Here is a 13,235-nt window from a genome sequence, read left to right as displayed (position 1 = left end):
CGCCGGCCCTGGGGCCGCGCGCACGCAGGACGCGACGCAGGAGGCAGCAGCATGGGACGCCGGACCGGACCGATCCTCGGGGCGGGGGTGCTCGGGCTGACGCTCGCGCTCACCGCCTGCGCACCCGACGCCGCGGACGACGCCATCCAGCTTGTGGGTGTCGCCATGCCGACGACGACGTCGCCCCGCTGGATCGCGGACGGCGAGAACGTCACCGCGCAGCTCGAGGCGCTCGGGCACGACGTCGACCTGCAGTTCGCCGAGGACGACGTGCCGACGCAGGTCGCGCAGATCGAGGCGATGCTCGACGCGGGCGCCGAGGCGCTCGTCGTCGGGTCGATCGACGGCACCGCGCTCAAGGACGTGCTCGCGCGCGCCGCCGCGCAGGACGTGCCCGTGATCGCGTACGACCGCCTCATCCGCGACTCGCCCGACGTCGCCTACTACGCGACGTTCGACAACGCGCGCGTCGGCGTCCAGCAGGGCACCTCGCTCCTGCAGGGCCTCGGCGTGCTGGACGAGGCCGGTGAGCCGACGGGCGTCACCGGGCCCTTCGCGGTCGAGCTCTTCGCCGGCTCGCCCGACGACAACAACGCGACGGTCTTCTACGAGGGCGCGATGAGCGTCCTGCAGCCGTACCTCGACGCGGGCGTCCTCGAGGTCGCCTCGGGCGAGACGGACTTCGCGACCATCGCGACCCCGGCCTGGAACGGCGAGACCGCCGCGACCCGCATGGGCGCGCTGCTCGACACCCACCACGCCGGCACGCGGCTCGACGGCGTGCTCGCACCCGCCGACATCCTCGCGGTGCCGATCCTCGAGGTGCTCCGCACCCACGGCTACGGCGGCGCCGACCAGCCGTGGCCCGTCGTCACCGGCCAGGACGCCGACGTCGCCGCGGTCAAGGCGCTCATCGCGGGCGAGCAGCACTCGACGATCTACAAGGACACCCGCCAGCTCGCCGAGGTGGCGGTCCAGATGGTCGACGCGCTCCTGGCGGGCCGCGAGCCCGAGACGAACGACGTGACGTCCTACGACAACGGCGTGCGCGTCGTGCCGTCGTACCTCCTCACGTCGCAGGTCGTGACGCGGGACAACTACACGCAGGTGCTCGTCGAGAGCGGCTACTACACGCAGGAGGAGCTCGGATGAGCGCCGTCACGACCACCCCGCGCCGCGGCACGGCCTGGTTCTGGGACCGCCCCGTCGCCGTCAAGGTCGGCGCGTCCCTCCTCGTCCTCGGCAGCGTGTTCGCCGTCGTCGGCGGCATCGGCGCGCTCGCGCTCGTGCGGGCGGGGGACAACCTCGCCACCGTGCGCGAGCTGACCGACGACCTGCAGGGCTCGATGTCCGAGCTGCGCACCGTGCAGCAGACCAGCCACCTGCTGGTGCGCCGGGCCGCGGGCGCCGCGGACGACGCCCAGCGCACGCAGCTGCTCACCTCGGCCGCCTGGAACGACCGCCGCGCCGCGGAGCTCATCACGGAGGTCGACGCCTACCCGCAGTCGCAGACCCAGCAGTGGGCGGACTTCCGCACCCGCTGGGACGCGTGGCTGGAGTACCGCGACGCGACCCTGCTGCCGCTGGTCGAGGCGGGCGACACCGCAGGCCTCGAGGCCGCGCTCGCCGCGTCGGTCGCGGGCGACCCGGACAACGCGGGCCGCGCGCTGCAGCTGGCCGACGGCCAGCTCACGCACGAGGTCGAGCTCATCCAGCTGCGCGCCTCGGCCGAGATCCGCACGGTCCTCGTGGGCCTCGTCATCGGCTTCCTGGTCGGTGGCGGCGTCGCGACCGCGCTCGCGGTGCTCGTGACGCGCCGGATCACGCGCGGCCTCCGCAGCGTCAGCGCGAGCCTCGACGCGATGGCGGCGGGCGACCTCACGGTCACGGCCGAGGTCACGGAGCGCGACGAGCTGGGCCGCATGGCGCGCTCGGCCGGCGTCGCGCAGCAGTCGCTGCGGCAGATCCTCTCCGGCGTCGTCGGCACGACGGCGACCATCGCCGCGGCCAGCGAGGACATGGCCGCCGCGGGCGACCAGGTGGCCGCCGGCTCGGAGGAGACCAGCGTCCAGGCGGGCGTCGTGGCGGCCGCGGCCGAGCAGGTGTCGCGCAACGTGCAGACGGTCGCCGCGGGTGCGGAGCAGATGGGCGCCTCGATCCGCGAGATCGCGCAGAACGCGACCGAGGCGGCGAAGGTCGGCACGGCCGCGATGTCCGTCGTGGCCGCGACGACGACGTCGGTCGCCCGCCTCGGCACGTCCTCGCAGGAGATCGGGGACGTGGTCAAGGTCATCACGACGATCGCCGAGCAGACCAACCTGCTCGCGCTCAACGCGACGATCGAGGCGGCCCGCGCCGGTGAGGCCGGCCGCGGCTTCGCCGTCGTCGCCGGCGAGGTCAAGGAGCTCGCGCAGGAGACCGCGCGCGCCACGGGCGACATCGCGCGCCGCGTCGAGGCGATCCAGGGCGACACGACGTCGGCCGTCGCCGCGATCGAGCAGATCTCGGGCGTCATCGCGCAGATGAACGACTACCAGCTGACGATCGCTAGCGCGGTCGAGGAGCAGACGGCGACGACCAACGAGATGAGCCGCGGCGTCGCCGAGGCCGCGCTCGGCTCGTCCGAGATCGCCGCGAACATCACGGGCGTCGCCACGGCGGCGCAGTCCTCGACGGTCGTGCTCACCCAGCTGCGCGAGCAGGTGGGCGCCCTCGCGTCGACGTCGGCGGACCTGCGCGAGCAGGTCGGCGCCTTCACCTACTGACCCACCCGGCAGGCGCGGGCCCGAGGGCGGAACTTCGCCCTCGGGTCGGCGCGTCGAGCACTCACACACCGGCCGTCCCGGCCGATCACACGACTGTCGCGGGGGGCCCCGCACGGAGCGGAGGAACCTCGTGGCACGGATCAGGGTGCTGGTCGTCGACGACTCGGTCGTCGTGCGACGCCTCGTGACCGACGTGCTGTCGGCGGACCCCGCGATCGAGGTCGTGGGCATCGCGGCCAACGGCCAGATCGCGCTGACCAAGGTCGAGCAGCTCCAGCCGGACCTCGTCACGATGGACATCGAGATGCCGGTCATGGACGGCATCGAGGCGGTGCGCGCGCTGCGGCGCAGCGGTCGCCGCATGCCGATCATCATGTTCTCGACGCTCACGGAGCGCGGCGCGGTCGCGACGCTCGACGCGCTCGCGGCCGGTGCGAGCGACTACGTCGCCAAGCCCGCGAACGTCGGCAGCGTGCAGGAGTCGCTCGCGCGCGTCGGCTCGGAGCTCGTGCCGCGGATCAAGGCGCTCGTCCCCCGGCCGGGCCTCGGCGGACCCGCCACGGCCGGTGCGGCCGGTGCCGCCGGCACCCCCGCATCCCGCGCGACGACGTCGGCCGGTGCAGCTCCCGCACGGCCGGCCGTGACGCTGCGCCCCCGCCCCGAGTCGCGCCGCGTGCGCGCCGTCGTCCTCGGCTCCTCGACCGGCGGTCCGGAGGCGCTCTCGCGCCTGCTCGGCGCGCTGCCCGCGGCGCTGCCCGTGCCGGTCGTCGTCGTGCAGCACATGCCGCCCGTCTTCACGCGTCAGCTGGCCGCCCGCCTGGACCGCCTCGGCCGCAGCACGGTCGTCGAGGCCGCCGACGGCGAGACGCTGCTGCCCGGGACCGTGTACATCGCCCCGGGTGACCAGCACCTCGAGCTCGTCCCGGCGCCGTCGGGTGCGCGCACGCGGCTGCACCAGGGACCGCCCGTCAACTTCTGCCGCCCGGCGGTCGACGTCATGATGCGCTCCGCCGTGGGCGTCTACGGCGGCGACCTGCTCGCGGTCGTGCTCACCGGGATGGGCCAGGACGGCCGCACCGGCTGCGAGGCCGTGGTCGCCGCGGGCGGCACGGTCGTCGTCCAGGACGAGGCGTCGAGCGTCGTGTGGGGCATGCCCGGCGCGGTCGCCACGGCCGGCCTCGCCCACGCGGTGCAGCCCGTCGAGGAGATCGCCGCGATGCTCGTCCGCGCGACCGCGGGCGAGACGCACGCCGTCGGGGGTGCGCGATGAGCCTCACCCCGGACACCTTCGCGTGGGTCGCCGACGTCGTGCGCCGGCGCAGCGCCATCCAGCTCGAGCTCGGCAAGGAGTACCTGGTCGAGAGCCGCCTGCTGCCGCTCGCTCGCGCCGCGGGCCTCGCCGACGTCGACACGTTCGTCCGCTCGGTGCGTTCCGCGCCGCACCCGACGGCGGTCGAGGCGGTCGTCGAGGCGCTCACGACGAACGAGACGTCCTGGTTCCGCGACGCCCAGCCGTTCACCGCGCTCGCGGACCACGTGGTGCCCGACCTGCTCGCGGCCCGCGGACCGTTCGGCGTCGGACCCCTGCGGATCTGGTCGGCCGCCTGCTCGAGCGGGCAGGAGCCGTACTCGATCGCGATGGTGCTCGCCGACCTCGTGCCCCCGACGGGGATGCGCATCGTCGCCACGGACCTCTCGCAGCAGATGGTCGACCGCGCGCGCACCGGGCGCTACAGCCAGCTCGAGGTCAACCGCGGCCTGCCCGCGCCGATGCTCGTCAAGCACTTCACGCGCGCCGGTGCCGAGTGGCAGGTGGCCGAGCCGCTGCGCCAGGCGATCACCTTCCAGAAGCACAACCTCCTCGAGGCGCCGCCGCTGGGCGGGCCGTTCGACGTCGTGTTCCTGCGCAACGTCCTCATCTACTTCGACCTGGCCACCAAGCGCGACGTCCTGCGCCGGGTGCAGCAGGTCGTCCGGCCGGGCGGCTACCTGCTGCTCGGCGCCGCCGAGACGACCATCGGCATCGACGACGGGTGGGAGCGGGTGCCGGTCGGGCGCAGCTCCGTCTACCGGCTGACCGCACGGAGGGCAGCATGAGAGCACTGGTGATCGACGACTCGCGCGTGATGCGCAGGATCGTGGCGGGCACGTTGACGCCGCTCGGCTTCGAGACGGTCGAGGCCGGTGACGGGCGCGCCGCGCTCGACCTGCTCGAGTCCGGCGTCGAGGTCGACCTGTGCTGCGTCGACTGGAACATGCCCGTCATGGACGGTCTGCAGTTCGTGACCGCCGTCCGGGCCAACCGCGCCTGGCGCGACGTGACGCTCATGATGGTCACGACCGAGAGCGAGCACGGGCAGATCGTGCGTGCGCTCGCGGCCGGTGCCCACGAGTACGTCATCAAGCCCTTCACGGCGGACGCCATCAGGGACAAGCTCCAGCTCCTCGGGCTGGTGCGGCAGGAGGAGCCGGCATGAGCAGCGCGATCGACATCTCGGCGTTCCACGGCACGGACCCCGTGCTCGCCATCGCCGAGGAGGTCTTCACGGCGATGATCGACGGCGAGCCGGGCCTCGTCCGGCCGTGGACGGGCGACGTCCCGCCGCTGGCCGACGAGATGCACGCCTGGGTCGACGTCCACGGACCCTTCCCCGGCCGCGTGCTCGTGAGCACCGAGGCCGGCACGGCGCAGGACCTCGCCCGCGCGCTGCTCGGCATGGGCGCGGACGAGGCCGTCTCCGACGAGGACCTGGTCGACGCGCTCGGCGAGGTCGCGAACGTCGTCGGCGGCAACGTCAAGGCGCTCGTGGCGGACCCGCACGCGCTGGGCCTGCCCGTGGTCGACCGCGCCCGGCCGGCCACGCGCCCCGAGGACCTGCTGCACTCGCTCCCCCTCGACTGGCGCGGGCGCCTCGTCGAGGTCGGCCTGTGGACGCTGCCGTGACGAGCGGCCCGCGCGCGACGGCCCCCGGCTCGCCGGCAGGCTCGCGAGACCTGACCCTGAACACACCGAACGACGCTCGACCGAGGTGGTACCGATGAGAGTCCTCGTGACCGACGACAGCCGCGTGATGCGGCAGATCGTCATCCGCACCCTGCGCCAGGCCGGCTACGACTGGGACGTCACCGAGGCGCCCGACGGTGCCGCCGGCCTCGAGGTCGTCCGCCAGGAGGACCCCGACCTCGTGCTGTCCGACTGGAACATGCCCGAGATGACCGGCATCGAGTTCCTGCGCGCCATGCGCGCCGAGGGCATCGAGACGCCGTTCGGCTTCGTGACGTCGGAGGGCTCGGCGGAGATGCGCGAGCAGGCCGAGGCCGAGGGCGCTCTCTTCCTCATCGCCAAGCCGTTCACCGCGGACACGTTCCGCGACACGATCGACCCGTTCCTCGCATGAGCGCCAAGAGCCCCCTGCCCGCCGCGCTCGAGGTCCGCGAGCTCCTCGAGGGCCTGCTCGGCCGGGACGTCGCGGCCGACGTCGGTACCGCGCCCGCGGACACGCGCGCCCCGGGCGGTGCGACCGTCGCCGCGTACGTCGACGACCAGCTCGGCCTGCGCGCAATCGTCCTCATGGACCTCGCGCTCACCGCGCACAGCGGCGCCGCGATCGCGCTGATGCCGCGCACGGCCGCCGACGACGTCGTCGCGAACGGGCTGCTCACGCCCGTGCTCTACGACAACGCGTCGGAGATCCTCAACATCATGGCCTCGCTCTTCAACAAGGAGGACGCGCCCCACGTGCGCCTCTACGAGGCCTACCCGCCGCGCGAGACCCTTCCCAACGACATCCAGACGTGGCTCCTGGCCTACGTCCCCCGCCTCGACATGCAGCTCGAGATCACGGGCTACGGCCGGGGCACGCTCTCGGTCCTGGTGGTCTGAGAACGGGCTCTCCCGACAGCGCCCACGAGGCCGCTGGTCCTTCTCGACGTCGCCGGTGGTCACCGGCGGCCCGGGGCGGACCGGCGGCCTCGACGGCGTCGTGGGCAGCCTCGCTGGTCGGCGCCGGAGCGCTACGAGAAGGACATGCGCAGCGGCGTCAGTGCGTCGGGTGGTAGCCCCAGTGCCACGGCTCGCGCGGCGTGTCCTCGACGAAGCCGTACGCGCCCGCGTTCGTGCGCATCCATGCCTGGGCCTTGGAGTCGAGCGACAGGTCCACGGCCATGCCCCAGCCGTGCATGCTCGTGCCGGGCTTGGCCGCGAGGCCGCCCTGCGAGTAGAGGCCCTTGCGCTCGGCGAGGTCGACCTGGCTCGCGAGGGTCCGGTAGGAGTCGGTGATGCCGATCGTGACGCCGTCGGCGGCCGCCGCGGAGCGCAGCGCCTCGAGAGAGCGGGCCGCGGGCGTCCAGAGCGTGTGCTTGGTGCCCTCGACGTTGCTCAGCGCCGAGGCGGGCACCGTGCCGTTGCCGTACTGCCGCAGCTCGACCGGGACGCCCTTGGCGTCGACGAGCGCCTTGCCGGAGCCGACGCCGGCCGGGGCGGGCGTCGTGGAGGCCTCGGCGAGCGCCGCCTCGAACGAGCGGCCCGACGTCGACGCGGCGGCCGTCGCGGGCGCCGTCGTCGGGAGCGGGCCGCCGAGCACGCCGCCGGGCGCGCGCGAGAGCCCGAGCAGCGCGAGCCTGCCCTCGATCTCGCCGATGCGCTGGCTCACCGCCGCGACGCCGTCCATCCGCCCCTCCACCTGTCGTCCGTGTCGTCCGCCCTGTGCGCGCCCTGCGCGCCGCGCGTGCTGTGCGCGCCGCCCGCGGTCGCGGGCCTGTGCTGCGGCTGACCTCGTCCGATCGGCCGGCACGGGGCCGGTGTGAGCGATAGCGCCCGCGGGGCGCACGCCGCGCCGCATCGAGCGCTCCCGCGCACGCCGACGTGCCGGGGGGAGCGGGTGAAAGGTGTCCGCCGAACGGGTGGTGGTCGGGTGGATCAGGTCACAGCGGGCGGACGGCCACCTACAGTCGTGATGTCAGCGAAAAGGCAAACCCGTCGCAAGGCGGGGACGCAAAGCCACGGGACCCTCAGGGTCAGCCGGGCCACCGAACGAGAGCAGGCCTGTCATGAGCGACCTCGGCAACTCCGCGTCCGTCTCGACGTCCCTCGAGGACTCGACGTCCGCCCCCGCGATCCCCGCGCAGGTCCTGGCCCGCTGGGCCGCGATGGCCGGCGAGCGCGCCTGCTTCAACGCCGTCCCCACGCAGCTGCTCCGCGCCGTCTGAGGCGTTCACGCGCGTCGTCGTCGTGAAGGGTCGGTCGTGCCGAGCGCGACCGGCCCTTCACGCATCCCCGCGCGTCACTGGTAGGTGACGAGCTCCGGCACCGGCTGGACGGCGTAGGTCTCGGGCGGCGTGAGCATCGGCACGTCCTCGTCGACGAAGTTCTTCCAGCCCCACGTCAGTCCCGCGGGAGCGCCCTGCTGGAGGGACGCCCACGTGCCGGCCTTGGCGCCCTGGCTGCCCTGCCCGTCGACGTGGATCATCGTCGCCAGCTCGGGCCGGCTCGTGTCCACGAGCGCCCGGTCGGCGATCATGCGGTGGCTGAACTGGTGCAGCACGAAGAGCTTCTGCGGCAGCGCGTGGGCGCGCGTGAGGTCCGCGAGGTAGGTGCTCACGGCGTTGACCTCGCTCGCGTGGACGGAGCCGATCTGCCGCAGGTGGACCTGGTCGGGCGCGAGCCGCCACTCCGGGTCGAGGGCGAGGCCCACGTTCGGGTAGAGCAGCAGCGGCTCGTAGAGGCGCGCCTGCGTGAGGAAGTCGGTACGACCCGGCTGCAGGTCGAGGACGACGTAGACACCCGCGTCCCGCGCCGCCTCGACCCACGGGACGAACGTCTCGACGGGCAGCTCGTTCGAGTAGTTCCCGTCCGGCCCGGCGCCCGCCGACGCGATCGTCACGATGATCTCGAAGGCCGGCACGACGACGTCGGCCGTGAGTGCCTGGTACTCGGCCGCAAGACCCTGCGCGCGCGCGATGCTCGAGGGCAGGTCCTGCTCGCCGAGCAGCCCGAGCGCCGGGAACGTCGGCGTGCCGTAGAGCGCGACGAGGCGCCGGCCGGGGAAGAGCGTCTGCCCGCCGCCCGGCAGCTCGACCCCGGTCGCCGCGGTCGCGACCTTCCACGTGAGCGTCTCGGGCGGGCCGAACGCCGCGCCGAGCCCGACGACGGCCGTGGGGGCGGCCGCGGCCACCGCCTGGACGGTCGCGCTGCCGACCCTCGGGTCGCCGCCCGGGACCACGAGCACGGGCACGCCCGCGGCCCGCGCGGTCGCCACGGCGGCCACGTCGACCGGGTCGCCCGTGGTCAGGACCAGCCCGCCCGACGGCGTCTCCGCGCGCTCGGTCAACGGGAGCCGGTCCTCGCCGTCCTCGCTCGACGCGCTGGGCGAGGAGCCCGCCGACGTGCCGGTCGATCGGCTCGACGAAGGGCTCGGGGAGCTCCCGGACGGCTCGTCCGACGCCTCCTCGGACGGCTCACCCGAAGGCTCGTCCGAGGGCGCCTCGGACGGCTCACCCCCGGACCCGCCTGACGGCTCGGCGCCCGGGTCGTGGGCCCCGGCGGCGAGCGCTGCCACCGTGGCGACCTCCGCACCGGGCGCGGTCGACGGTGTGGGGAGCGGGTCGACGCGCAGCACCGCCGCACGGTCCTGGGCGTCGTCGGGCGCGGCCGTGACGGGCACGTCGAGGTCGACGTCGTCCTCCGCCTCGCCCACGGCCAGCACGGCGACGACGTTGAGGCGCTCGAGCTCGGCGGCGGTCACGTCGGTCGCCGCGTCGGGGCTCGTCCCGCCCGCCGTCCCCGTGAGGAGGAGCGGCGCCCCGAGCGAGACCGCCATCGCGGCGGCGTCGACCTGCGCCGCGACGTCGTCGGCGGGCGCGATCACGGCGACCGGCGCGCTCGCGAAGAGCGCCTCGCTGAGCGACGCGGCGCGTGCGGCGGCGTCGGCCGCGTCGAGGACGGTGGTCGGCTCCTCGGGCAGGCGCAGCTCGGGTACCTGTGCGACCTCGGGCGTCGGGGTCGGCGTCGGCGTGGTGCTCTCGCCGTCCGGCGGCGACGCCGTGCACGCCCCGAGCGCGAGGCTGACCAGCGCGACGCCCCAGAGGGCACGGGTCGTCCTCATGGCTCACCTCCGCGGGGCGTCGGACCGGCGCCGACGGACGGGCGCCGACGGGCTGACGACGGGCTGACGGACGGCGGCGGACCGCAGCCTGTCGTCGGCACCGACCCTAGCGGCGGGCCGCACGCCCGCACGGCGAGCCGTCCGGGCACCCGGGCCCTCAGCCGGTGCGGACCGCCTCGCGACCCGGGACGGTGCCCGGCAGCAACCCGACGCGCGGCCCGTCGGGAGCGCCGAGCGTGGGCGGCAGGGCCGCGAGGTCGCCGGCCGGCATGGGGCGTGCGATGTGGAAGCCCTGGATCCGGTCGCAGCCCGCACGGCGCAGCGCGTCCAGCTGGACCTCGGTCTCGACGCCCTCGGCCACGACGGACAGGTCGAGCGCCCGCGCCATGGCGAGCACCGCGGCGATGATCGGGCCGCACTCGCCGTCGGGCCCGATGCCGTTGACGAACGAGCGGTCGACCTTGAGCTCCGAGACCGGCAGCAGCCGGAGCCTCGCGAGCGACGAGTGCCCGGTGCCGAAGTCGTCCACGGACAGCTCGACGCCGAGGGCGTGCAGCTCGTCGAGGACGGCGCCCGAGCGCGGGTCGTCGGACATGAACAGGCTCTCGGTCACCTCGAGCGTGAGCAGCGCGGGCTCGAGGCCGGCGTCGCGCAGCGCGTCCTCGACGACGTCGCGGAAGCCGTCGCTCTGGAGCTGCCGCACGGAGACGTTGACCGAGATCCCGACCGCGCGTCCGTGCGTGGCGGCGAAGGCTGCCGCCTCGCGGCACGCGGTGCGCAGCACCCACTCGCCGATCGGCACGATCGTGCCGCTCGCCTCGGCCACGGGGATGAAGGCCGCCGGCGAGATCTGGCCCCACCGGGGGTGCCGCCACCGCGCGAGCGCCTCGAGCCCGACGACGTCGCCCGTGCCGGCCGCGACGATGGGCTGGTACTCGAGCGTGAGCTCGCCGCGCGCGACGGCGTGGCGCAGGTGGTTCTCGAGCTGGAGCCGCTCGTGCGCCTGCTGGAGGAGGTCCTCCTGGTAGACGCGCAGGGTCCCCTTGCCTGCGGCCTTGGCCGCGTACATGGCGAGGTCCGCGCTGCGCAGGAGCGAGCCGACGTCGGACCCGGACGCGCCCGTGGTGACGCCGACGCTCGTCGCGGTGCGCAGCGCGAGCCCGAGCACGTGGAAGTCGTGCGAGAACGCCTCGAGGATCGTCTCGGCGAGCGCGACGCCCGCCGCCTCGCCGCCCGTGGGGAGGATGACGGTGAACTCGTCGCCGCCGAGGCGCGTGACCGTCCCGGACTCGCCGACGATGTCGCCGAGGCGCGTCGCGGCCGCGGCCAGCAGGGCGTCGCCCGCCTCGTGGCCGAGCGAGTCGTTGACGACCTTGAAGTCGTCGAGATCGAGCATGAGGACAGCGATGTCGGACCGGTCGCGCGCCTCGGCGGGGTCGGTCAGCTCGGCGAGCCGCTGCGTGAAGAGCGCGCGGTTGCCCAGCCCGGTGAGCGGGTCCTGGAACGCCTGCCGCCGCATCTCGCGGGCGTGGTCGCGGAGCCGGGCCTCGACGGCCTTGCGCTCGGTGACGTCCCGCGCGATGCCGACGACGCCCGTGGTGGTCCCGTCGTCGTCGCGGATCGCCGAGAGGGTCGCGAAGATCTCGACCGTCGAGCCGTCCTTGCGCAGCGCGACGGTCTCGATCTCTGCGTGCCCGTGCTCCATGACGGTGTGGAACGCGTTCGCGAACGCGTCGCGGTCGTCGTCGTGCAGGAGCTGCGCGGAGTCGCGGCCCACCATCTCCTCGGCGGTGTAGCCGTAGAGCCGGGTGGCGCCCGGGTTCCAGTCACGGACCTGGCCGTCGAGCGTGACGGTGATGACCGAGTCGTCGGTCGAGTCGACGATGACCGCGTAGCGCAGGAGCTCGACGTTCTGGGCGTTGACCCGGTCGAGCAGCAGCTGCTGCTCGACGGCGAGCCGACGCTGCGCACCGAGGTCCCCGGTGAGGAGCAGGACCCGGATCATGACGAGCGCGAACGTGATCGCCGCGACGACCAGGAGCTGCGTCTCCTCCTCGGGACGCAGCGCGATGAGGCCGAGCGGCACGAGCGTCGCGCCCAGCAGCAGCGCGTGGCGCGCGTAGCGGGCCGCGGCGGCGGTGCGTGCTCCCACCGCCACGGGCGGGCGGCCGCGGGCGCCGCGCAGGAGCGCCGCGAGCCCCGGGTGCGCAGCGAGTGCGGCGAGGGCGGTGTACGACGCCATCCACGTCGTCGTCAGGGGCCCGCCGTGCAGGAACGTGCCACCGGCGACCTGCGTGCCGTAGAAGACGTTGCCCGCGAACTCGCCGGCGACCCAGACGAGCAGGAGGACCCCGGGGACGGTCGTGACGAGCCGGCTCGACACCGCGAGACGCGCGGCGAGCGCGAACAGCACCACGTTCGACGCCGGGTACATCAGCGCGACCGCACGGGTGAAGGCGGGCTCGTCGGAGCGCAGCCCGGGCTCGATCACGAGCGACCAGACCGCGGCGGACGCCGCCGAGGTGAGGATCAGGGAGTCGGTGAACGCGATCCGGCTCTCGACCCGCTGGTCGGGCGCGCTGCGGCGCAGGACGATCACGAGGAAGGCGGCGTACGTCCCGAACGCCACGAAGAACACGGCGTCGAGCGGCGAGGGGAAGGGCAGGCCGGTCTCGAAGACCATGGGCGCGAGGTACCACGGCAGCATCGCGGCCGTGTACGCGACGGCACCCCACCACAGCAGGGTCAGCGGCCGTCGCAGCGTGCCGCGGGCCGTGAGGGCACGACGGCCGAGGAGTGCGACGGCCAGCGTGAAGGGCACGAGGAACGACCCGACCTGGAGCGCGGAGCCCACCGGCGCGGTGAGGAACACGACGACGGCGGCCGCCCCGAGCGTCGTGACAGCAGCAGGCAGGGTCCACCCGCGCATGCCGCCCCCCTCGTCCAGGTTCCGGCGTCGTCAACCGGTCCTCGGTATATCGGCACCTGCCCTGGTGTGTTGAGTCTCGCGCTCGCGCCACCGTGGTGCCAGGTGGCGGTGCCGATGTCGGTGACGCGCGGGCCCTGATGCCCATCCGCGATCGCTCTGCGAATAACTCTTGGCAGTCCCGCGGAGGCCGACGTACGGTCGAGGCACACGGGAAAGGAGGTGGTCCAGAAGATGATTTCTCTTCGGACGCGTGAGGTGACTGCCCGCTAGTCGCCCGAGTCGATCGGACGGATTGCCTCCGGTCCCGAGCCGCCGAGCGGCAGCGAGACCACGGCAGTCACCGCAGCCCGTGGGGGCCGTGCATCGTCCAGCACGGCGCGCCGGTCATCCCGACCGGTAACCCACGGGCTGTTCCATGCCCGGCCGCGGTCAGACCCC

At 74.2% G+C, this 13,235-nt stretch carries 12 protein-coding genes and 1 riboswitch; of the genes, 9 read left to right on the top strand and 3 right to left on the bottom strand.

Annotated features, from left to right (window positions below):
* Positions 1–51: 51 nt before the first annotated feature.
* From chvE to ICW40_RS10035, 8 genes are all read left to right on the top strand, one after another.
* On the top strand, positions 52–1,152 hold the full coding sequence (gene chvE, locus ICW40_RS10070; RefSeq protein ID WP_221653688.1) for a multiple monosaccharide ABC transporter substrate-binding protein: 1,101 nt from the start codon (positions 52–54) through the stop codon (positions 1,150–1,152).
* Positions 1,149–2,765 (top strand): methyl-accepting chemotaxis protein, encoded by a 1,617-nt coding sequence (locus ICW40_RS10065; RefSeq protein ID WP_221653687.1) that lies wholly within the window; start codon positions 1,149–1,151, stop codon positions 2,763–2,765. Before chvE ends, ICW40_RS10065 begins: the two co-directional genes overlap by 4 nt.
* Before the next feature lie 130 nt (positions 2,766–2,895).
* Complete coding sequence (cheB, locus tag ICW40_RS10060) at positions 2,896–4,035, top strand: chemotaxis-specific protein-glutamate methyltransferase CheB (RefSeq protein ID WP_221653686.1); 1,140 nt, start codon at positions 2,896–2,898, stop codon at positions 4,033–4,035.
* Positions 4,032–4,862: a CheR family methyltransferase gene (locus tag ICW40_RS10055; protein WP_221653685.1), complete on the top strand. Its 831-nt coding sequence runs from the start codon at positions 4,032–4,034 to the stop codon at positions 4,860–4,862. The genes cheB and ICW40_RS10055 overlap by 4 nt, the downstream gene beginning before the upstream one ends.
* On the top strand, positions 4,859–5,242 hold the full coding sequence (locus ICW40_RS10050; RefSeq protein WP_221653684.1) for a response regulator: 384 nt from the start codon (positions 4,859–4,861) through the stop codon (positions 5,240–5,242). Before ICW40_RS10055 ends, ICW40_RS10050 begins: the two co-directional genes overlap by 4 nt.
* On the top strand, positions 5,239–5,709 hold the full coding sequence (locus tag ICW40_RS10045; protein ID WP_221653683.1) for a chemotaxis protein CheX: 471 nt from the start codon (positions 5,239–5,241) through the stop codon (positions 5,707–5,709). The genes ICW40_RS10050 and ICW40_RS10045 overlap by 4 nt, the downstream gene beginning before the upstream one ends.
* A gap of 94 nt (positions 5,710–5,803) precedes the next feature.
* The gene (locus ICW40_RS10040) at positions 5,804–6,163 is read left to right on the top strand and encodes a response regulator (RefSeq protein WP_221653682.1); all 360 of its coding nucleotides are present in this window, start codon (positions 5,804–5,806) and stop codon (positions 6,161–6,163) included.
* On the top strand, positions 6,160–6,648 hold the full coding sequence (locus ICW40_RS10035; protein ID WP_221653681.1) for a hypothetical protein: 489 nt from the start codon (positions 6,160–6,162) through the stop codon (positions 6,646–6,648). Before ICW40_RS10040 ends, ICW40_RS10035 begins: the two co-directional genes overlap by 4 nt.
* Before the next feature lie 157 nt (positions 6,649–6,805).
* On the opposite strand, the gene ICW40_RS10030 is transcribed toward ICW40_RS10035, so the two are convergent.
* Entirely contained in the window at positions 6,806–7,435 is a 630-nt protein-coding gene (locus tag ICW40_RS10030) for a M15 family metallopeptidase (RefSeq protein ID WP_221653680.1), read from the bottom strand.
* A gap of 288 nt (positions 7,436–7,723) precedes the next feature.
* A riboswitch (cyclic di-GMP riboswitch) is annotated at positions 7,724–7,798 on the top strand.
* A gap of 16 nt (positions 7,799–7,814) precedes the next feature.
* Here ICW40_RS10030 and ICW40_RS10025 point away from each other — a divergent pair.
* Positions 7,815–7,973: a hypothetical protein gene (locus ICW40_RS10025; protein ID WP_221653679.1), complete on the top strand. Its 159-nt coding sequence runs from the start codon at positions 7,815–7,817 to the stop codon at positions 7,971–7,973.
* Positions 7,974–8,047: 74 nt separating this feature from the next.
* Here the strand turns inward: ICW40_RS10025 and ICW40_RS10020 are convergent, their stop codons facing one another.
* Both ICW40_RS10020 and ICW40_RS10015 read right to left on the bottom strand, forming a co-directional pair.
* Entirely contained in the window at positions 8,048–9,868 is a 1,821-nt protein-coding gene (locus ICW40_RS10020) for a hypothetical protein (protein ID WP_260459044.1), read from the bottom strand.
* A gap of 157 nt (positions 9,869–10,025) precedes the next feature.
* The gene (locus tag ICW40_RS10015) at positions 10,026–12,797 is read right to left on the bottom strand and encodes a GGDEF domain-containing phosphodiesterase (RefSeq protein WP_221653678.1); all 2,772 of its coding nucleotides are present in this window, start codon (positions 12,795–12,797) and stop codon (positions 10,026–10,028) included.
* Positions 12,798–13,235 lie beyond the last annotated feature (438 nt).

Source organism: Actinotalea ferrariae (genome assembly GCF_019733465.1).
Lineage (GTDB): Bacteria > Actinomycetota > Actinomycetes > Actinomycetales > Cellulomonadaceae > Actinotalea > Actinotalea ferrariae_A.
Note: the sequence above shows the minus strand (reverse complement) of the source record. Positions and strands in the feature narration are given on the sequence as shown.

What these genes read in the sequence shown, in the direction of transcription:
- chvE (WP_221653688.1), top strand. Translation starts at nt 52, where the DNA reads ATGGGACGCCGGACCGGACCGATCCTCGGGGCGGGGGTGCTCGGGCTG.
- ICW40_RS10065 (WP_221653687.1), top strand. Translation starts at nt 1,149, where the DNA reads ATGAGCGCCGTCACGACCACCCCGCGCCGCGGCACGGCCTGGTTCTGG.
- ICW40_RS10055 (WP_221653685.1), top strand. Translation starts at nt 4,032, where the DNA reads ATGAGCCTCACCCCGGACACCTTCGCGTGGGTCGCCGACGTCGTGCGC.
- ICW40_RS10050 (WP_221653684.1), top strand. Translation starts at nt 4,859, where the DNA reads ATGAGAGCACTGGTGATCGACGACTCGCGCGTGATGCGCAGGATCGTG.
- ICW40_RS10045 (WP_221653683.1), top strand. Translation starts at nt 5,239, where the DNA reads ATGAGCAGCGCGATCGACATCTCGGCGTTCCACGGCACGGACCCCGTG.
- ICW40_RS10040 (WP_221653682.1), top strand. Translation starts at nt 5,804, where the DNA reads ATGAGAGTCCTCGTGACCGACGACAGCCGCGTGATGCGGCAGATCGTC.
- ICW40_RS10035 (WP_221653681.1), top strand. Translation starts at nt 6,160, where the DNA reads ATGAGCGCCAAGAGCCCCCTGCCCGCCGCGCTCGAGGTCCGCGAGCTC.
- ICW40_RS10030 (WP_221653680.1), bottom strand. Translation starts at nt 7,435, where the DNA reads ATGGACGGCGTCGCGGCGGTGAGCCAGCGCATCGGCGAGATCGAGGGC.
- ICW40_RS10025 (WP_221653679.1), top strand. Translation starts at nt 7,815, where the DNA reads ATGAGCGACCTCGGCAACTCCGCGTCCGTCTCGACGTCCCTCGAGGAC.
- ICW40_RS10020 (WP_260459044.1), bottom strand. Translation starts at nt 9,868, where the DNA reads ATGAGGACGACCCGTGCCCTCTGGGGCGTCGCGCTGGTCAGCCTCGCG.
- ICW40_RS10015 (WP_221653678.1), bottom strand. Translation starts at nt 12,797, where the DNA reads ATGCGCGGGTGGACCCTGCCTGCTGCTGTCACGACGCTCGGGGCGGCC.